Consider the following 19,611-nt stretch of genomic DNA (forward strand, 5'->3'; position numbering starts at 1 on the left):
TGCTGAGCTTTTTTGTAGTCAATAGTTACGGTTAAGAAAAAGCCTTATCGGCGAGAGCTTGTTGCATTTGCTCACGCATTTTAAACTTTTGCAGTTTGCCCGTTACAGTCATTGGGTAACTCTCTACAAAACGGATATAACGGGGCATTTTAAAGTAGGCCAGTCTGTCTTTTAAAAATGCACGTATTGCTTGTTCATCAAGTACGGCATCTTCTTTAGGTTGTATCCACGCGCAGACTTCTTCACCGTACTTTTCATCACTAATACCAAATATGGCGGCATCTTGAATACCCGGGTAGGTGTAAAGAATTTCTTCAATTTCGCGTGGATAAATGTTTTCACCACCCCGAATGATCATGTCTTTTATGCGGCCAACAATACTCACAAACCCTTCACTATCCATTACGCCTAAATCACCTGAGTGTAACCAGCCTTCATCATTTATAGTGGTTTTTGTTTTTTCTTCGTCATTCCAATAGCAGCGCATAATGCCCGCACCTTTGCTACAGACCTCGCCGGGTACACCTATTTTTTGAATATTACCTAGCTCATCAATAATTTTAACCTCAGTGTGTGCAAGGGCACGCCCAACGGTTGTTACTTGGCGCTCTATTGATGAGTCGGTTTCGGTTATATTATTGATTGGGCTGCACTCGGTTTGCCCGTACGCAATTAAAATCTGGTGCATATTCATTTGCGTTTGTACTTTTCGCATGACCTGCTCAGGACATGTAGACCCTGCCATAACGCCGGTACGTAAAGTGTCCAGGTTATATTCTGCAAAACTAGGTAGCTCAAGCTGGCTAATAAACATCGTCGGTACACCATGCAATGCCGTGCAGCCTTCTTTTTGTACTACATCAAGCGTTGTTTTTGCATCAAATGCATCGCTTGGGTAAATAGCTGCGGCGCCTTTAGTTACACATAATAAGCTGCCTAGTACCATTCCAAAACAGTGGTATAACGGCACGGGAATACACAACTTATCTTTTGCTGTAAAGTGCATAGCTTCTGCGACAAATAGCGCATTATTAAGTATATTTTTGTGCGTGAGTGTCGCGCCCTTCGGATTACCTGTTGTACCAGAGGTAAATTGTATATTGATATCTTGATCTGCGTTTAAATTGGCGGCTACTGCATTTAATTCAAGCTCATGGGCAGGGGTTGCAGCATTCATCATTTGAGTAAACGTAAACATACCAGGGCAAGCTTCATCGCCAATGCGTATTACATTTTTTAGGCTAGGGAGGGCGTGTGCGTTTAGTTTTCCAGGCTCACAGTGAGTAAGTTCAGGCGCTAAACTGTTGAGCATATCTATGTAATTACTGCCTTTAAAGCGTGAGGCGGTGATCAACGTGCTACATTGTACATTATTCAATGCATAGGCTAGCTCATTGGGTCGGTAAGCCGGGTTTATACACACCATAATGGCACCAATTTTAGCGCTGGCAAATTGTGTTAAACACCACTCAATATTATTGGGTGACCATATTCCTACCCGGTCACCTGGTTTTACACCAATTGATAAAAGCCCCATAGCAAGTTGATTAACTTGTTGCTGAAACTCTTTATAGCTTAGGCGTATTCCTTGATGGCTTACTACGACCGCTAATGCATCTGGGTTTTTGTCGACAATGCAGTCAAAATATTCACCTATGGTTTTATTTACCAATGGTGTACTCTGCGCTCCTTTGAAATAGCTTTTTGATAATGGAAGCGTATTTATTAACTCAATCTCTTTTGGTGAGTCAGGTGATGTGTGCATGTGCTTCTCCGTGTTAATGTGTGTCAGTAACCAAGCTGTAGTTAAAATAAACACAAATTGTCGACAAAGAGAAGGGTGGTTAGACTAATGTATTAAATACTGTTTTAATTCTAATCTTTTTTTAGGCATAAAAAAACGCACCACTTAGGTGCGCTTTATACAGCTTTAAATTACATTTCGTCGCTGCGGTAGGTTTTTTTCATTATATATACATAGGCGTTCACGAACGCGTTTTCTTGATATTTTTTAAGGCCAGTGTCTTCAAACGCAATAGGGATAGGATTGCGTTTAAGCTGCTCTTTAATTTCGGTTGTTGAGAACACACGAACGTCTAAAGATTCAATTAGTTGAATCGCCGTTTCCATTTTAAAGCCTTTTGCACTGCCTGCAAATTTACCTTTAGGTTGGCGCTCACGAATGGCAACAGAATCAATTTGGTAATCTTGCATTAGTTTTGCAAAATCAAATTGAAATTTGCGCATTATTTCAGTGTCATTACCGTTACCTAAGGTAAAGCGTGTTTGGCGCACATCGCGAATATCAAATACGTCGTTATCTTTACTTAAAATACAAAGTAGTACATCACTACCGGTAATTTCTACACCACATGTTCTCATTGCTATTCTCTAATATAACTTAATTGCTTGGTATTATACCCAACATCGAATAAATTGCGAGAGCAAGGCAGTGCAGGTACATTTTAATGACCGGTAAACTCAAGTTGTCACACACTTAATTTAAATTAACGAACGAAAAGCAAAAAAATGACTATTTTAGGGAAAATTTAAGGTAATGGGCGTGCTTTAAACTTGTAATTGATACTTTATCACGCGACAATATCTTTTTTGTAGTTGCGCAGACTCAGCATCTACATTAGTCAATTATGACGAAAAATAGTCAATGCTTATTCGTAAAAGCGTTGTCGAGTCATTCTCATTTAATTTATTTAAAAATACACGTGATACATTGTAGGTGTCACCACTGTATGTAAGGATTTATAATGCCAGTTATTACTCTTCCTGACGGCAGTCAGCGTAGTTTTGAAAACCCTGTAAGTACTCTTGATGTAGCTAACGATATCGGCCCTGGTCTTGCTAAAGCAACCATAGCTGGGCGTGTTAATGGTGAGCGTGTTGATGCATGTGACTTAATTAACGAAGATGCGCGCCTTGAAATCATCACCGCAAAAGATGACGACGGCCTAGAAATTATTCGTCACTCATGTGCTCACTTAATCGGTCATGCAGTTAAGCAGCTTTTCCCAGACGCAAAAATGGCGATTGGTCCGACTATTGATAACGGTTTTTATTACGATATTGATATGGATCACTCTTTATCTCAAGAAGATTTAGATGCTATTGAAAAGCGTATGTTGCAACTTGCAAAAACAAACTACGATGTAGTGAAAAAAAATGTAAGCTGGCAAGAAGCACGCGATACATTTGAAGCGCGTGGCGAAACATACAAAATGGAAATTTTGGACGAAAACATCGCAAAAGATGACCGCCCAGGGTTATACCACCACGAAGAATACGTAGACATGTGTCGTGGTCCGCACGTACCAAACATGAAATTTTGCCAACACTTCAAAATAATGAAAGTTGCTGGTGCATACTGGCGTGGTGACTCTGAAAACAAAATGCTACAGCGTATTTACGGCACTGCGTGGGGCGATAAAAAGCAACTTAAAGCGTACCTTAAGCGTTTAGAAGAGGCTGAAAAACGCGATCACCGCCGTATTGGTAAAGCGCTTGATTTATGGCACTGGCAAGAAGAAGCGCCAGGCATGGTATTTTGGCATAACGATGGTTGGAGCATTTACCGTGAGCTGGAAGAGTTTGTGCGTGAAAAACTGCGTGAATACAGCTACGAAGAAGTAAAAGGTCCAATGATGATGGACCGCTCTTTGTGGGAAAAATCAGGTCACTGGGAAAAATACGCAGACGCCATGTTTACTACAGAGTCTGAAAAACGTGAATACGCTATAAAACCAATGAACTGCCCAGGTCACGTGCAAATTTTTAACCAAGGGTTAAAATCATACCGTGATTTACCACTGCGTATGGCCGAATTTGGTTGTTGTCACCGTAACGAGCCATCGGGCGCTTTACATGGCTTAATGCGTGTACGTGGCTTTACACAAGATGATGCTCACGTTTTCTGTACCGAAGAGCAAGTAATGGACGAAGTGTCAGCGTGTATTAAGATGGTTTATGACACTTATGAGACGTTCGGTTTTGACAAAATTGTAGTGAAGCTTTCTACACGTCCTGAAAAGCGCATTGGCGACGATGAAATTTGGGACAAAGCAGAGGTCGCATTAGCCGATGCACTTAAAGCAAACGACATTGAATTTGATTACCTACCGGGTGAAGGTGCCTTCTACGGTCCTAAAATTGAATTTACTTTGTACGATTGCTTAGACAGAGCGTGGCAATGTGGTACAGTGCAGCTTGACTTTGCACTACCCGGTCGTTTAGGCGCTACTTATGTTGCCGAAAACAACGAGCGACGCACACCAGTTATGATACACCGTGCTATTTTAGGTTCAATTGAGCGCTTTATCGGTATTTTAACTGAAGAATACGCGGGCTTATTCCCTACGTGGCTTGCGCCAAAGCAAGTGGTAATTATGAACATTACCGATAAACAAGCAGATTACGTGCACGAAATTGTACAAAAATTAAATAAACTTGGAATTAGAGCCGCTGCTGACTTGAGAAATGAGAAGATTGGCTTTAAAATCCGAGAACATACACTTAAGCGTATTCCTTACTTACTAGTTGTTGGCGATAAAGAAGTTGAACAACAGGAAGTAGCAGTACGTACCCGCACAGGTGAAGACCTAGGCAAATTTAACGTTGATGACTTTGTAGCTAAAATTAGCGAAGAGATTAAAAATCGACAGTAAAAATCGAGCGTGTAGGGCAATAACAAAAAGTCAACTACACGCTTATGTTATTGATATTCTTGGAGGAACGTACCATTAGAGGCGGCAAGAAAGGGCAACAAACAGCTCAAAAAAATCGTATTAACGAAGAAATCACAGCTCAAGAAGTTCGTTTAATTGACATTGACGGCGAACAAGCTGGAATTCAGTCATTAAAAGACGCACAAGCTATGGCTGATGCAGCGGGTGTTGATCTTGTAGAGATTAGCCCTAACGCTGAGCCGCCTGTTTGTAAGGTTATGGACTACGGTAAGTTCATCTTTGAAAAAAGCAAAGAACTAAAAGAGCAGAAGAAAAAGCAAAAGCAAATCCAGATCAAAGAAATCAAATTCCGTCCTGGTACGGATGAAGGTGACTATCAGGTTAAGCTTCGCAACTTACGCAAGTTCTTAGAAGCTGGTGATAAAGCAAAGATTACTATCCGCTTCCGTGGCCGTGAAATGGCTCACCAAGAGATTGGTATTGAATTATTAAACCGTGTGAAGTCTGATTTAGAAGAACTTGCAGTTGTTGAGTCTTTCCCAAATCGTGTTGAAGGCCGTCAGATGGTTATGATGATGGCGCCTGTTGCTAAAAAATAATTTTTAAGCGATAATGCGCACCGAATTTAGCCCAGGTACCCAAGTAATATGTAAATATTCACCTGTGCTAACCGGTTTTAAAGTAAAATTGCAGTATTTATACTGAGTTTTCACCGGGATATGGCAGTAAGTTAGGCCTAAAAGTGGAGCTATAGAAATATATCTCACGCCTGCTTACTAATTTTTAAGCAATACATTTGGAGTTATTGCAATGGCTTACAAGCTAAAAAGTCACAGAGGCGCAGCTAAGCGTTTCAAAAAAACTGCTTCTGGCGGTTTCAAGCGTAAACAAGCGCATCTTCGTCACATTCTGACTAAGAAAACGTCTAAGCGTAAGTTACACCTACGTCCTAAGATGATGGTTCATAAAAATGACCATGGTCTAGTTTCACGTATGTTACCATTCGCTTAATAGGGGTTTTTAGAAATGGCAAGAGTTAAACGCGGCGTTGTCGCACGTGCACGTCACAAAAAAGTTTTAAAGCAAGCTAAAGGTTACTACGGTGCACGTTCACGTGTTTATCGCGTAGCTTTCCAGGCAGTTACTAAAGCGGGTCAATACGCTTACCGTGACCGTCGTGCGAAGAAACGTACTTTCCGTCAATTATGGATTGCACGTATCAATGCTGCTTCACGTCAAAATGGTCTGTCTTACAGCCGTTTTATCAATGGTCTTAAAAAGACTTCTGTAGAAATCGATCGTAAGATCCTTGCAGATATCGCTGTTTACGACCAAGTTGCATTTGCAGCGCTTGTTGAAAAAGCAAAAGAAGGCCTAGCGGCAGCTTAAGCTTTTTAAATAAGTAGTTAAAGAGGAGCCCATGGCTCCTTTTTTTGTGCGTGTAATTTAAGCCATATTAATTGTTCTAAGGGTTAAAGGGCTTGTCAGGAAAGTCAAACACATTAATTCAGAAAAGTTAAATAGCAAGTTGTGCTTATAGTTATCATTACGTTTGTAAACTCTAAAATAAATAATTTAATAACCGTATAGGTATAAATGGGCTCAATTTTTTGTTGAACCACCGCACTTTTATAATATAAGTATGTTTAGTTGATATAATTTATTGATTAAATGCGTTGTTAGAGAAAACTATGTTTGCAAGTCTGTTATTTTTATCTGCAATAGTGGCAGATAACAGTCATTTACCCCCTCTTATACCTTGGCAGGGCGATAGCATTTCGTTACTGCAACAGCAAGGACCTTTAACTACCGATTTTGAACTGTCTGAGGGGATTGCCTCTCCAAATTACACCGATACGATGGCGTTCGTAAAGAGACTTGTAGCAGCAAATCCGACTCAGTTTCACTCACAGGTAATCGGTCATAGTAACAGTAACCGTGCAATCAACATGCTCATTGCTAGTGAACAAGGTTTTTTTGAAGCAGGGCAAATGGCTAACAGCACGAAGCCAACCATTTTAATTCAAGCTGGTATTCATGCAGGTGAAATAGATGGGAAAGACGCGATGTTTATGTTGCTGCGCGATATTGCAACAGGTAAACGCCGCGATATTCTAAAAAAGGTAAATATACTTTTTATTCCAATTTTAAATGTAGATGGCCACGAGCGAAGCAGTGCATTTAATCGTATCAATCAACGTGGTCCAGCAAAAATGGGCTTTAGAACCAATGCCAATAATCTCAATCTTAATCGTGACTTTACAAAGTTAGACACCCCAGAGGTTCGAAGCGTTTTAAAGGTTATTAACGATTACAAACCAAACTTGTATATTGATGTGCACGTTACAGATGGTGCTGACTATCAGTACGATGTGACTTATGGCTACAACCCTGTATTTGCCAGTGAATCGCCAGCAGTCTCAGATGCACTGGAGCAATACGTAAAGCCGGTGATTGATGAAACATTACATAAGTACGGGCACACTCCAGGCCCATTGGTGTTTGTAATGGATAAACGAGATTTTAAAAAAGGGCTTGCGGGCTGGGTTGCCACCCCTCGCTTTTCAAATGGCTGGGGAGATTTGAAGTCTTTACCTACAATCCTAGTCGAAAATCATTCTTTAAAACCTTACAAACAGCGTGTGCTGGGCACGTATGTGTTTTTAGATGGCGCGATAAATGCCTTATCTCAATATAGCCACGAGCTAGCTACTGCTGTAAAAAAAGAGCAAGGGTTTGTGCCTAAGCAGCTAATTGTAAAACGTAGTTATGCTAAACAAGCCAATGTGATTAATGAGTTTAAAGGTGTTAAATACACATCGAGTGTGAGTGCGCTTTCGGGTCAAACTGAAGTTAAATATTTAGGAAAAGCACACACCTATAAAGATTTACCAATTTATTGGCAAAAGCAAGTTGAACGCACGGTTGATGTACCGCAGGCGTTTTTTGTACCGCCAGTTTATACCAATATTATAAAAAAACTTAAGTTGCACGGTGTTTCAGTTAAAAAGCTCAAGGGTGCAAATACCCAACCTTTAAAAGTTGCTAAAGTACGTGATTTCACATTCGACCAAGCACCGTTTGAAGGCCGTTTCAGAGTCTCTGCCCAGTTTGATTATGTACCGGTACCAAATGTAGATTTAGATGGTTGGTATCAAGTTAATACGCAGCAAAAAGCAGGGGAGTTAGCTGTTCATTTATTACATCCAGAAGCCCCTGATTCATTTTTTTCGTGGGGTGAGTTTAATACGATTTTTCAACGAACAGAGTATATGGAAAATTATGCGCTGATACCGTATGCACGACAAATGCTTAAAGATAATCCAAAGCTGGCGCTTGAGTTTGATAAAAAACTAAAAAATAAGTCGTTTGCGCAAGACGCCGATGCACGCCTGCAGTGGTTATATTCACACACGCCATTTTACGATCAAGCGTATTTAAAATACCCCATTTTAATGTCGTACGAACAAGTAGCTGTTATTTCAGACCAAAAAGATAAAGAAATATAATATGCATGTTATTAAGATACCCGTGACTGCATTTTCTCAAAATTGCAGAATAATTAGCTGTGAAGAAACAAAGCAAGCTGTTGTAATAGACCCAGGTGGTAATCCAGAAAAAATTATAGCCGCCCTTAGTGAGCACAAATTAGTACTTAGTGCTATTTGGCTTACACATGGGCATCTAGATCATGTTGGTGCAGCTGATACATTACGCTCTCAATTTAATGTGCAAATTGTTGGTCCACAAAAGGATGAACTATTTTGGTTTGAAAACCTGCCAATGCAAGCAAACATGTTTGGCTTTTCAGCGATAGCTGCTTTTTATCCAGATATTTGGCTTAACCATGATGATGTGTTAACCGTAGGTAAACTTGCTTTTAGAGTACTGCACTGTCCAGGGCATACGCCAGGACATGTTATATTTTATGAGCCTAAACAGCAGTGCGTGATTGTGGGGGATGTTATTTTTAAAGGTGCTGTAGGGCGTACAGATTTTCCAAAAGGAAATAGTGAACACCTCATTGACTCTATAAAACGCCATATTTTAACACTAGATGATCATACTCATATATTATCGGGTCATGGTGAAGACACCACTGTAGGGCACGAAAAGCGCACTAATCCATTTGTAAGTGGTCAATTTGGTTAATTAAAATCCATGAAAATGCAAAATTATTGCAGACGGAATTTTAAATTGGCTGTATAATTTAACCAGTTTATTAGATAAATAAGAAATAAAATGTCTCTAAATCACGTAGATCGCCAAATTTTGGCACTTTTACAACAGGACGCAAGTCTTTCAACTGCCGAAATTGCAGACAAAGTTGGCTTATCTCAATCGCCTTGTTGGCGACGAATTGCAAAGCTTGAGCAAGATGGTTACATCAAAAATAAAGTGGCGCTTTTAGATGAGAAAAAGCTGGGTTTTGACATGCTTGTATATGCCCATGTGCGTTTATCAAATCATGGCAAAAAAAATCTCGCTGAGTTTGAAAAACTTATTATGAGCTATGACGAAGTGACAGAATGTTACACCATGGCAGGCACCATGGACTTTATGCTGCGTATAATTTCACAAGGTATAGAAGGCTATGAGCATTTTGTACGTGACAATTTACTCAGTTTAGAATATGTGCAAGAAGTACACTCTAATGTAACTATGACATGTGTTAAACGCAGTACATCGCTTCCTCTATAAACCAAACAACTCAAAGTGACGCTATACTTTGACAAAGAAGCGGCGTCTGCGAATTGTTAAATGAGCGCTAATTTGGTAACATTTAGCGCTTTTTCGATCCTAACCAAATAACTCCACTGAGGAACTCAATGTTTAACTTACTCAGCAAAGCGCCTAGCTCTGCTAAAAACGATATTCTATCTGGTTTAACTGTGGCACTTGCTTTAGTTCCAGAAGCTGTTGCGTTTGCTTTTGTGGCAAATGTCGAACCTTTAGTTGGTCTCTATGCCGCGTTTATCGTTGGTTTAATTACAGCAATATTTGGTGGCCGCCCAGGTATGATTTCTGGTGCTACCGGTGCATTAGCAGTTGTAATGGTAAGTTTAGTACTTGATCACGGCGTTGAGTATTTATTCGCCACAGTGTTGTTGATGGGTATACTGCAAATACTCGCCGGAATATTTAAGCTTGGTAAGTTTATTCGCATGGTTCCACACCCGGTTATGCTTGGTTTTGTAAACGGGTTAGCAATCGTTATATTTTTAGCGCAGCTCGGGCAGTTTAAAGTGCCAGATGGCGCAGGCGGCCAGCAATGGATGACGGGAAACCCGCTATACATTATGTTAGGTTTAGTTGCATTAACCATGGCAATTATCCACTTTTTACCTAAGTTGACGACGGCTGTGCCTTCTTCACTAGTGGCTATTGTAACAGTAACCGCTTTAGTAATCGGTCTTGATTTAGACTCACGCACGGTACTTGATTTCCTAAAAGGGATGACAGGGAATGAAGCGGCTACCATTGCTGGGGGCTTACCTGAGTTTCATATTCCTATGGTTCCATTTACCTTAGACACTTTTTATATAATTTTTCCATACGCTCTAATTTTGGCGGCTATTGGCTTAATTGAGTCATTATTAACACTAAGCTTGATTGATGAGATTACCGAGACCCGCGGTCATTCAAATAAAGAGTGTATTGGTCAAGGTGCAGCTAATGTAACCTGTGGTTTTTTTGGTGCTATGGGTGGCTGTGCCATGATTGGCCAGTCTATGATTAACATTAATTCAGGTGGTCGTTCACGTTTATCGGGGATCACTGCCGCAATTATGTTACTTGGTTTTATCATATTTGCTTCAGGCCTAATTGAAATGATCCCACTAGCAGCGCTTGTTGGTGTGATGTTTATGGTTGTATTAGGCACATTTGAATGGGCGAGCTTTAAAATGATGAAGCGAGTGCCACTGTCGGATGCTTTTGTAATCGTACTTGTTTCGGGAGTGACCGTTGTAACCGATTTAGCAATTGCTGTATGTGTGGGTGTTATTGTCTCGGCATTGGTATTTGCATGGCAGCATGCAAAACACATTTACACAACTAACTACATTGATGATCAAGGCGCGAAAGTTTACGAGCTTCATGGACCATTATTTTTTGGCTCAGTTAAAAACTTTTCAGAGTTATTTGATGTTAAAAACGACCCTAAAGATGTAATTATTGAGTTTAAACATAGCCGTGTTGCTGATCACAGTGCAATAGAAGCCATCGACAGTTTAGCTGATAAGTATACCAAAGCAGGTAAGCAGCTTCATTTACGTCATTTAAGTAAGGACTGTAAGCAGCTTTTACATAAAGCGCGCGACCTAGTAGAGGTGAATGTAATTGAAGATCCAACTTACAAAGTGGCTTCTGATAAGCTGGCATAATATTTTAGTAATTTACTACTAAAGTAAATTGCATCGGTAATTTAAAAGCGAAAGGTTTAAGCCTTTCGCTTTTTTATGGTCATATCTTTGCGGTAAGCCTCTTAAAAACTAAGATAGTTTGCACTGCTAACACTTTGTAATAATCGATATAATATAAAAACCAATGATTAAATTAGCTAACTTATTTTTAACTCATTGGCTAACTTATACGGAGTTGTATTTTATTTTGAATTGGCAATCCTTGATTGATAACAGGCAGCGTTTTTTTTGGCTACTGCAAATCGCAGGCTGGATTGGGTATGCACTTGTAAATTATATCGGCTCTAAAGTATTTGAAATGCGTGATATTTACGTATTCGTTATATTACTGAATGCCTATGCAGGCTGTCTAATGACAGTGCCTCTTCGTTACATTTATAGAAAAGTCTGGAATGCCTCGCCATGGATTCTCATGGTGGTTGTTTTTGGCGCATCGTATATTACAGGCACGCTATGGGCAATTGTACAAAAATTTAATTTGTGGGAAATATACCGTCATGGTTACCGCCCTGAAGATTGGTTTTACTATCTTCAACATGGCTTAGATTCTGTTTACATCATTTTATGTTGGAGTGGCTTGTACTTTGGCGTAAAGTATTATCAGCTGCTACAAAGTGAGCGACAAAAAGCGCTAAAAGCAACTACAATGGCTCATGAAGCGCAATTAAAAATGCTCAGATACCAACTTAATCCGCATTTTTTATTTAATACTCTCAATGCTATTTCTACATTAGTTTTGGTAAAAGAAAACAAAGATGCTAACTTAATGGTGTCAAGGTTAAGTGATTTTTTGCGTTATACGCTAAATACTGATCCCATTAAAAAAGTGCCTTTAGAGCAAGAGCTGCATGCATTGATGCTGTACTTAGAGATCGAGCGAGTCCGCTTTGATGAGCGCTTAAAGGTTAATGTAGATATCAGTGAGCAAGCAAAAGAGGCACTGGTACCAAGCTTAATTTTGCAACCAATAATTGAAAACGCAATTAAATACGCCATTGCACATTTGTCACAGGGCGGTGTGATAGACATAAAAGCGCAAGTTTTTGCCAATGAACTACTGCTTGAGGTTGGTGATAATGGCCCAGGTACAGAGTTAATCGACGGACAACTTGTTAATGCCCAAGGTGTTGGTGTAGCAAATACCAAAGACAGATTAAAAACGCTCTATGAAAATAATTATTCGTTTGTATTATCACATAATACGCCAAGTGGATTAAAAGTGAATCTGCGAGTACCGTTTGAGAAGGCTGTGAAGAAATGACTAAAATAAAAACTATTATTGTTGATGATGAACCATTAGCAAGAAAGGGCTTAGCAGTAAGACTTGAAGAATATTCTGATATAGAAGTAATTAAACTGTGTAGTTCAGGCAGTGATGCAATACAAGCATGCAAAGAGTACGCAATTGATTTAGTTTTTCTAGATATACAAATGCCAGCAATGAATGGCTTTGAAGTTGCACGCGCTCTAAGCGAAAGCACTAAAGCGTTACCTGCAATTGTGTTTGTAACTGCGTTTGATCAATTTGCAGTAAAGGCTTTTGAAATACATGCTTTGGATTACATTTTAAAACCCGTTGACGATAACAGACTAAAACAGGCGGTAGAAAAAGTGCATAGTTACTTAAAAACACAGCAAGACAACGCCCATAAGAAAAAACTAGCGAGTTTTGTTGCCGGTATTACAGGTAATAATTGTGAAGAAATACTAAAAAAATTGGCCACGGGCGATACCTTAACTGATAAACGTTACCCAGAATCATTAGCGGTAAAAGAGCAGGGGGAAATTATTCGTGTTCCGGTTGCAACTATTCAATGGGTGGACGCCGCAGGGGATTATATGTGTTTACATTGCCAAGATGGGCAAACACATATTTTGCGCAAAACAATGAAAGAGCTTGAGCAAGAGCTCGACCCACATTTGTTTGTTCGCGTTCACCGCAGTGCAATTGTAAATACCAAGCAAATTAGTAAGTTAGTAACGCAAGTAAGTGGTGAATATTTATTAGTGCTTGAAAACGGGCAAGAGCTAAAAGTGAGCCGCAGCTACCGTGACAAAGTAAAAGCCGCGCTAGCCAGCTAGTTTAATACTCTACAGGCACAAAAAATGCGAGCTTAGCTCGCATTTTTTATATAACGCAGAAATTACGCAACAGTTACAATTTTCATTGTGTTAGTGGCGCCCACAGTTTCCATTGAGTCACCGTGAGTAATAATGACTGTATCGCCAGTCTGCAGTGAACCTTGTGCAACAAGGGTATCAAGTGCAGCTTTTACCATGCCGTCTTTTTCAGTTTTTGTAGAGTCAAAAAACACAGGGTAAACACCACGATAAAGCGCTGTTTGGCCTAGGGTGCTTGCATGGCGCGAAAGCGAGTAGATAGGTAAACCAGAGCTGATACGCGACATAAGTTTAGCGGTGCTACCTGACTCAGTTAAAGTAACAATTGCTTTAACAGAATCTAAGTGGTTTGCAGCATACATAGCTGAAAGCGCGATAGACTCTGCATTGTTAGAAAAGCGACTGTCTAAACGGTGCTTAGATACGTGTGTTTCTTTTTGCGATTCAGCGCCTAAACAAACACGTGCCATAGTTGCAACTGTTTCTTCAGGGTAATCACCGGCAGCAGTTTCAGCAGAAAGCATAACCGCATCAGTACCATCCAGTACTGCGTTTGCCACATCCATAACCTCTGCGCGTGTTGGCATTGGGTTATCGATCATCGATTCCATCATTTGCGTCGCGGTTACAACCGTACGGTTTAATGAACGCGCACGACGAATAATAAGCTTTTGTTTGCCCATTAGTGCGGCATCACCAATTTCTACACCTAAATCGCCACGGGCAACCATTACCGCGTCTGACGCTAATACAATATCGTCAACAGCTTCTTGTGTTTCTACAGCTTCTGCGCGCTCAATTTTAGCAAGTAATTGTGCTTTAGAGCCTGCAGCTTCTGCTAAAGAGCGTACATAGCGCATGTCATCACCACTGCGTGGGAATGAAACAGCAATGTAATCAACATTTATTTCAGCGGCAGTGATTAAATCTTCTTTGTCTTTTTCGGTAAATGCTGGCGCTGTTAAACCACCGCCTAAACGGTTAATGCCTTTATTGTTAGATAACACACCACCAACAGTGACAGTACAATGAACTAAATGACCTTCTACTTGCTCTACAGTTAGCTGAATAAGACCATCGTTTAAAAGAAGTAAATCACCAGGACTTACATCTTGTGGTAATTCTTTGTAATCAATACCTACAGCGTTTACGTCGCCTTCACCTTTCTCCATTTTCGCATCAAGGGTGAACTTAGCACCAACCTCAAGGTTTACTTTACCTTCTTTAAAAGTAGAAACACGAATTTTAGGGCCCTGAAGGTCTGCAAGTATAGCAACGTGTTTGCCTAATTTTGTAGCTATATCGCGAACAGCTTGTGCACGGTCTTTGTGATCTTGTGCTACACCATGTGAGAAGTTTAAACGTACTACGTTAGCGCCAGCGCGGATAATTTTTTCTAGGTTGTTATCTCGATCTGTTGCCGGCCCAAGTGTAGCGACTATTTTTGTGCGTCTTAGCATCAAATTCTCCTGTGTGCTTATTAGATGTGTAAGCAAGTTGACGGTTATTTTGTGACTTCAAAATAAATATAATGTATGCATATACATTTTAGTTATAGGCAAACTAATTAGCATTGCCACTATTTTATACAAAACGAATATGTCATCATTATGACACCGGTGTCAAAATCCGTCAATGATCTTAAAATCAAAATACACAGAGTATTTGTAACCGCCGAGCCCTTATATTTGATACAATTACTGTGCTTTTTAATAGTGTAATAAAAAAGCATGCTGTGTTGGCTCAACGTTCGCATTTTATGACGGTATGAGTATAATGCACGCGGTATTATTTTATGAATTACTTAGTTTACTAACCAAATAGTTGTTACCGAGGAGGACACTAAATGCAAGTTGCATTAGTCGGGTTAGGCGTTATGGGCAAAAACCTTGCCTTAAACATGATTGAAAAAGGCATAACGTTAGTCGCATATGATAAAAACCCACATGCGGGTGAAGAGTTATTAAGTTGTGCTAAATCACAAGGTATGGCCGATAGACTCCACATTGTTTCTGATTTAGGAGACATGGTAAGGCGTTTAGAAACACCTCGCTCTATTTTATTATTAGTACCTGCAGGCGAACTGGTTGACGCTGTATGTAATGAGCTTGTGGAAGCGGGCGTACAATGTAACGATATGATTGTAGATTGCGGTAACAGTAACTACAAAGACGGCATCAATCGTAAACTTAAGTATCAAAACAAATTTGAATTTGCCACTATGGGGATTTCTGGTGGTGCTGAAGGCGCACGTCATGGCCCTGCAATGATGGCTAGTGGCTCAGAAGGCGGTTGGGAGCGAATCGAACCGTGGTTTGAAAAAGCCGCAGCTAGTTACAACGGTGAGTCGTGCTTTGCACGTGTTGGTCAATCGGCCAGCGGCCATTTTGTAAAAATGGTTCACAACGGTATTGAATACGCAATCATGCAACTTATTGCAGAAGTTTATCAATTACTACGCATTGGCACAGGTCGCTCACCTAAAGAAGTGGCTGCAATTTTTGATGACTGGTCTACCGGTCACCTAAATAGCTATTTGTTGGCTATTTCTAGCCATATATTATCGCTTGAAAACACCAAGCAAGAGCCACTTGTTGATTTAATTGATAATAAAGTTGGCGCAAAAGGCACAGGTCTTTGGACTGCGCAAAATGCACTTGAGCTGGGTATTGCTGTGCCTTCTTTGGTAGCCGCAGTGCAAGCTCGCCACTTAACCAATGTATGCGATACAACTGCTGCACAAGAAATGACCTATGCTGCTAAAGCAACAAACAAGGTTGATATTGATCTTGAAGAGCTAAAAGATGCCTTTACATTGGCAAGTTTACTTGCGTATCGTCAAGGTTTGGCGTTAATTAAAGGGGCATCGCGTACCCATCAGTGGAAAGTAGACTTATCTAAAACACTGCAGACATGGCGTGCTGGTTGTATTATTCGTGCAGATTACTTAGATAGCGTAGCACACGGTGTTGAATACATTGATACACTTGAAAATGAGTCTAATGCGCTTCGTAAAATAACAGGGCAAGCCGTAATGACTGGCTTAGCATTTCCTGTTCTTGCATCAACACAAACATACTTAGCCACATTAACTACGCCAAGTAATGGACATTTAGTACAAGCTCAGCGCGATTACTTTGGTGAGCATGGCATTAAAACTCACTCAGGTGAAGTGTGCCACTTAACTGATTTAGTCGCTATAGACGCAAAAGTAAGATAATTACTGCATTAAAATAATAAAGGCACGCTATTTAGCGTGCCTTTTGCGTTTCGGTAATTAAAATTAGCGACTTAGCTCACCACGCAAGTTGTCTTGCATTAAATGGCGAATCGTTTCAATTTCTAAGTTTTGGCTAAATAAATAATGCAGCTTTGTTAAACACGCCTCTAATGTCATATCGTAGCCACTTATTACACCAATATTTAACAAGGCGTTGCCTGTAGCATAGCCGCCCATATTTACATGGCCTTTTAAACACTGTGTAAGGTTAACAATTACAATGCCGCGTTTACTGGCTTCACTTAACACAGCTAAAAAATCAGGATCTTGTGGTGCATTACCTACCCCAAAGCTCAGAAGTACTAGGGCTTTTATATTGTCATTCACTAAACTTTTTACTACATCTTTACTTATACCTGGGTATAAATAAAGCACGCCAATAGGCTGAGGTGTAATTGGTGTAACCTGCAATTCATTTTCTACATAAGGACTTAGCTGGCCTTTGACGAGCTGAATATTAATCCCTGAGAGCGCTAAAGGTTCTAGATTAGGCGATGCAAACGCATTAAATCCGTCGGCATGCGCTTTAGTGGCTCTATTACCTCTAAATAGTTGATTATTAAAAAATAGACTTACTTCAGCAATGGGGTAATTAGCGGCTAAAAACATGGCGTTCAGTAAGTTGACTTGGCCGTCTGAGCGTAATTGCGATAAGGGGATTTGTGAGCCTGTAACAATGACGGGTTTAGTCAGGTTTTCAAACATGAACGACAAAGCAGAGGCTGTGTAAGCCATTGTATCGGTGCCATGAAGTACAACAAAGCCATCGTAATGGTGGTATTTGCTTTTAATATCATCAGCTATAAGTTGCCAATGCGCTGGCGACATATCAGATGAATCAATGAGAGGGCAGTACTCGTGAATATCAAAAAGGGGCATTTCTTCACGGTTAAATTCTGCGTTATTTACAACCGTTTCTGTTAAAAAGCCTTCGGCAGGGATGTAGCCACGGCTCGATTTTTTCATCCCTATGGTACCGCCTGTGTATGCGATATAAATGCGTTTACGTTTCATAAAAAAAGCCCAGTAAAAAAACTGGGCTTAGTATAACGTTAAGTTATTTTAAATAAAGCTGATTGGCTACATACGCGTACTTTTATTGTGCAACATTACACACTAAACAACGGGCGTATACACCTTGCGGATCGTTATAGTTTTTTAGATCTGCCACTTCATTACTTAAACGCTTTATCACCGTATTAATATTAGCTTGAGTGGCTAAAACAGAGGTTTTATTTGTGTTTAAGCCAAGCATAGATTTAACGGAAGCGCTGCCAAAAATGTCTTGAATCATTTTTTCTTGTGGGCTTAGGTCTTGCTTAACTGTTTTCACTTCATAGTGGTTTAGTTTTGCAAGTGCCGCAGCGGCATCAATCGCGTCTTGTTTATCACCAAGTTTGTCTACAAGGCCGAGCTCTTGTGCTTGAGAAGCAATCCAGACTCGCCCTTGTGCAATTTTATCAACTTGTTCTGGTGTCATATTGCGAGCATCAGCAACCACATCTAAAAAACGGCCATAAGCTTCTTCAACACTCATTTGGATCACTTGCGCCATTTTTTCATTGAGAGGGCGAGTAATAGAAAATCCAGCCATTTCTGTCGTTGCAACACCATCTGAATACACGCCGATTTCTGATAATGTATCTTCAAACGTCATAAAGGTACCAAATACACCGATAGAGCCGGTAATTGTACTGGGTGCTGCCCAAATTTCGTTAGCAGCAGAGGCAATCCAGTAACCGCCAGATGCGGCAACTGAGCTCATTGATGCGATAACGGGTTTCCCTGCGGCTTTAAGTGCTAACACTTCAGCGCGAATAACCTCAGAGGCAAACATACTGCCGCCGCCCGAATCAATACGTAAAACAACCGCTTTTACTTTATCATCAAGGCGTGCTTTGCGAAGCAAGGCTGCTGTAGAGTCACCGCCAATCTCACCGGCTTTACGCTCACCATCAACAATCGTGCCTTTAGCAACAACGACTGCAACTTTTTCTGTGAGTGGATTATCAAACTCCATAGGAGGCTTAACTAAACTTAAGTATTCACGAAATGATACTTGCTTAAATGTTTTACCATCATCTTGTGCGCCAACTAAATCAATAAGTTGTTGACGAATTTGCTGATTAGTTTTAAGTGAATCGACCCACTGATGGTCCAAGGCATATTTACCAGCGTCACCATTGGCCGCCTTCATTTTAGCAAGGTAAGCATCCATGGTTTCGTCAAAGTTAGATTCATCAAAAGGGCGTACCGCAGCAACATCTTGCTTATATTCGCTCCATAACGCACCAAGCCAAACACGGTTTGCCTCTTTTGCTGCGTCAGACATATCGTTACGAATAAAGGGTTCAACCGCCGATTTAAATGTACCGACACGGAAAATATGCTGGGTCACTTTAAGTTTCTCTAATGCGTCCTTAAAGTAAATTGGGTACATTCCATAGCCTTCAATGGCGACCGAACCGTATGGGTGCATTGCAATTTCATCAGCATGCGATGCAATATAATATTGTGATTGAGTATAATAGTAACCTGATGCAATGATTTTTTTACCCGCTTGTTTGAACGCATCTAGCGATTTAGTAATTCGCTTTAACTTATTTAAGTGGGTTTTTGGCATCTCTTGTAAATCGAGTAAAATTACACTAATACGCTCGTCTTTAGTGGCTTCATCTATCACTTTTACTACATCATCAAGCAAAATCTCGCTAGGAGCTTCTGAGTTAGACATGGCATCGTTAATAGCGGCTTCAACTGGATCTATATATGTTTTTTCTTCAACTATAGGTCCATTAAGGTTGAGCCTTAGTACAGAGCCGTCTTGTACAATGATTGTGTCGTCGTCGCTTGAAAGTGACATGAAAAACACAACAACCAACAATAAAAACAAAATGTTGAGTATTAAACGGCGAGAAAAATTTATTCCAGCCCAAATACCTTTAAATACCTTTGCTATCAAAATAGCTCCTTAATTTGGTACAGCTAATACATTCGTTTCATCTTAGCCCAGAATAAGATTAATTTTAACTGTTAAATCGTAACGAAGTGTTTATGAGCTTACATAAATGTACGTTTTTAATAGTTT

General features: G+C 40.2%; 16 protein-coding genes. 11 read left to right on the forward strand and 5 right to left on the reverse strand.

Annotated elements, in window-relative coordinates; genetic code table 11:
* Positions 1-31: 31 nt before the first annotated feature.
* Together AABI99_RS02775 and AABI99_RS02780 are read right to left on the reverse strand one after the other, a co-directional pair.
* Positions 32-1,765 (reverse strand): AMP-binding protein, encoded by a 1,734-nt coding sequence (locus tag AABI99_RS02775; RefSeq protein ID WP_338363149.1) that lies wholly within the window; start codon positions 1,763-1,765, stop codon positions 32-34.
* Between the two features lie 170 nt (positions 1,766-1,935).
* Positions 1,936-2,382 (reverse strand): DUF3010 family protein, encoded by a 447-nt coding sequence (locus AABI99_RS02780; RefSeq protein ID WP_338363150.1) that lies wholly within the window; start codon positions 2,380-2,382, stop codon positions 1,936-1,938.
* Between the two features lie 383 nt (positions 2,383-2,765).
* Here AABI99_RS02780 and thrS point away from each other — a divergent pair, with 383 nt between their 5' ends.
* The 10 genes from thrS (at position 2,766) to AABI99_RS02830 (ending at position 13,204) form a co-directional block, all read left to right on the forward strand.
* The gene (gene thrS, locus AABI99_RS02785; protein ID WP_338363151.1) at positions 2,766-4,676 is read left to right on the forward strand and encodes a threonine--tRNA ligase; all 1,911 of its coding nucleotides are present in this window, start codon (positions 2,766-2,768) and stop codon (positions 4,674-4,676) included.
* Between the two features lie 59 nt (positions 4,677-4,735).
* Positions 4,736-5,296 carry a translation initiation factor IF-3 gene (gene infC / locus AABI99_RS02790; RefSeq protein WP_338363203.1) on the forward strand — a complete coding sequence of 187 codons (561 nt, stop codon included), beginning with the start codon at positions 4,736-4,738 and terminating at the stop codon, positions 5,294-5,296.
* 211 nt (positions 5,297-5,507) lie between these two features.
* Complete coding sequence (gene rpmI, locus AABI99_RS02795) at positions 5,508-5,708, forward strand: 50S ribosomal protein L35 (RefSeq protein ID WP_004587840.1); 201 nt, start codon at positions 5,508-5,510, stop codon at positions 5,706-5,708.
* Positions 5,709-5,723: 15 nt separating this feature from the next.
* Entirely contained in the window at positions 5,724-6,086 is a 363-nt protein-coding gene (gene rplT, locus AABI99_RS02800) for a 50S ribosomal protein L20 (RefSeq protein ID WP_004587841.1), read from the forward strand.
* 302 nt (positions 6,087-6,388) lie between these two features.
* A complete protein-coding gene (locus AABI99_RS02805) occupies positions 6,389-8,206 on the forward strand; it encodes a M14 family metallopeptidase (RefSeq protein WP_338363152.1) in 1,818 nt (605 codons plus the stop codon).
* Position 8,207: 1 nt separating this feature from the next.
* Positions 8,208-8,849: an MBL fold metallo-hydrolase gene (locus tag AABI99_RS02810; protein ID WP_338363153.1), complete on the forward strand. Its 642-nt coding sequence runs from the start codon at positions 8,208-8,210 to the stop codon at positions 8,847-8,849.
* 90 nt (positions 8,850-8,939) lie between these two features.
* The gene (locus AABI99_RS02815; protein WP_338363154.1) at positions 8,940-9,398 is read left to right on the forward strand and encodes an Lrp/AsnC family transcriptional regulator; all 459 of its coding nucleotides are present in this window, start codon (positions 8,940-8,942) and stop codon (positions 9,396-9,398) included.
* Positions 9,399-9,526: 128 nt separating this feature from the next.
* Positions 9,527-11,083 (forward strand): SulP family inorganic anion transporter, encoded by a 1,557-nt coding sequence (locus tag AABI99_RS02820; RefSeq protein ID WP_338363155.1) that lies wholly within the window; start codon positions 9,527-9,529, stop codon positions 11,081-11,083.
* A gap of 226 nt (positions 11,084-11,309) precedes the next feature.
* A complete protein-coding gene (locus AABI99_RS02825) occupies positions 11,310-12,383 on the forward strand; it encodes a histidine kinase (protein WP_338363156.1) in 1,074 nt (357 codons plus the stop codon).
* Entirely contained in the window at positions 12,380-13,204 is an 825-nt protein-coding gene (locus tag AABI99_RS02830; protein WP_338363157.1) for a LytTR family DNA-binding domain-containing protein, read from the forward strand. The genes AABI99_RS02825 and AABI99_RS02830 overlap by 4 nt, the downstream gene beginning before the upstream one ends.
* A gap of 62 nt (positions 13,205-13,266) precedes the next feature.
* Here the strand turns inward: AABI99_RS02830 and pyk are convergent, their stop codons facing one another.
* On the reverse strand, positions 13,267-14,703 hold the full coding sequence (pyk, locus tag AABI99_RS02835; RefSeq protein ID WP_338363158.1) for a pyruvate kinase: 1,437 nt from the start codon (positions 14,701-14,703) through the stop codon (positions 13,267-13,269).
* A 386-nt stretch (positions 14,704-15,089) separates the two neighbouring features.
* Here pyk and gndA point away from each other — a divergent pair, with 386 nt between their 5' ends.
* Positions 15,090-16,463 (forward strand): NADP-dependent phosphogluconate dehydrogenase, encoded by a 1,374-nt coding sequence (gndA, locus tag AABI99_RS02840; protein WP_338363159.1) that lies wholly within the window; start codon positions 15,090-15,092, stop codon positions 16,461-16,463.
* Positions 16,464-16,526: 63 nt separating this feature from the next.
* Here the strand turns inward: gndA and ansA are convergent, their stop codons facing one another.
* Positions 16,527-17,537: an asparaginase gene (ansA, locus tag AABI99_RS02845; RefSeq protein ID WP_338363160.1), complete on the reverse strand. Its 1,011-nt coding sequence runs from the start codon at positions 17,535-17,537 to the stop codon at positions 16,527-16,529.
* 82 nt (positions 17,538-17,619) lie between these two features.
* Complete coding sequence (gene sppA / locus AABI99_RS02850; RefSeq protein WP_338363161.1) at positions 17,620-19,485, reverse strand: signal peptide peptidase SppA; 1,866 nt, start codon at positions 19,483-19,485, stop codon at positions 17,620-17,622.
* Positions 19,486-19,611 lie beyond the last annotated feature (126 nt).

The sequence above is a fragment of the uncultured Pseudoalteromonas sp. genome (assembly GCF_963922945.1).
Lineage (GTDB): Bacteria > Pseudomonadota > Gammaproteobacteria > Enterobacterales > Alteromonadaceae > Pseudoalteromonas.

Excerpts from the sequence above, each read along its gene's own strand:
- AABI99_RS02775 (WP_338363149.1), bottom strand. The coding sequence starts at position 1,765 with ATGCACACATCACCTGACTCACCAAAAGAGATTGAGTTAATAAATACG.
- AABI99_RS02780 (WP_338363150.1), bottom strand. The coding sequence starts at position 2,382 with ATGAGAACATGTGGTGTAGAAATTACCGGTAGTGATGTACTACTTTGT.
- thrS (WP_338363151.1), top strand. The coding sequence starts at position 2,766 with ATGCCAGTTATTACTCTTCCTGACGGCAGTCAGCGTAGTTTTGAAAAC.
- rpmI (WP_004587840.1), top strand. The coding sequence starts at position 5,508 with ATGGCTTACAAGCTAAAAAGTCACAGAGGCGCAGCTAAGCGTTTCAAA.
- rplT (WP_004587841.1), top strand. The coding sequence starts at position 5,724 with ATGGCAAGAGTTAAACGCGGCGTTGTCGCACGTGCACGTCACAAAAAA.
- AABI99_RS02805 (WP_338363152.1), top strand. The coding sequence starts at position 6,389 with ATGTTTGCAAGTCTGTTATTTTTATCTGCAATAGTGGCAGATAACAGT.
- AABI99_RS02810 (WP_338363153.1), top strand. The coding sequence starts at position 8,208 with ATGCATGTTATTAAGATACCCGTGACTGCATTTTCTCAAAATTGCAGA.
- AABI99_RS02815 (WP_338363154.1), top strand. The coding sequence starts at position 8,940 with ATGTCTCTAAATCACGTAGATCGCCAAATTTTGGCACTTTTACAACAG.
- AABI99_RS02820 (WP_338363155.1), top strand. The coding sequence starts at position 9,527 with ATGTTTAACTTACTCAGCAAAGCGCCTAGCTCTGCTAAAAACGATATT.
- AABI99_RS02830 (WP_338363157.1), top strand. The coding sequence starts at position 12,380 with ATGACTAAAATAAAAACTATTATTGTTGATGATGAACCATTAGCAAGA.
- pyk (WP_338363158.1), bottom strand. The coding sequence starts at position 14,703 with ATGCTAAGACGCACAAAAATAGTCGCTACACTTGGGCCGGCAACAGAT.
- gndA (WP_338363159.1), top strand. The coding sequence starts at position 15,090 with ATGCAAGTTGCATTAGTCGGGTTAGGCGTTATGGGCAAAAACCTTGCC.
- ansA (WP_338363160.1), bottom strand. The coding sequence starts at position 17,537 with ATGAAACGTAAACGCATTTATATCGCATACACAGGCGGTACCATAGGG.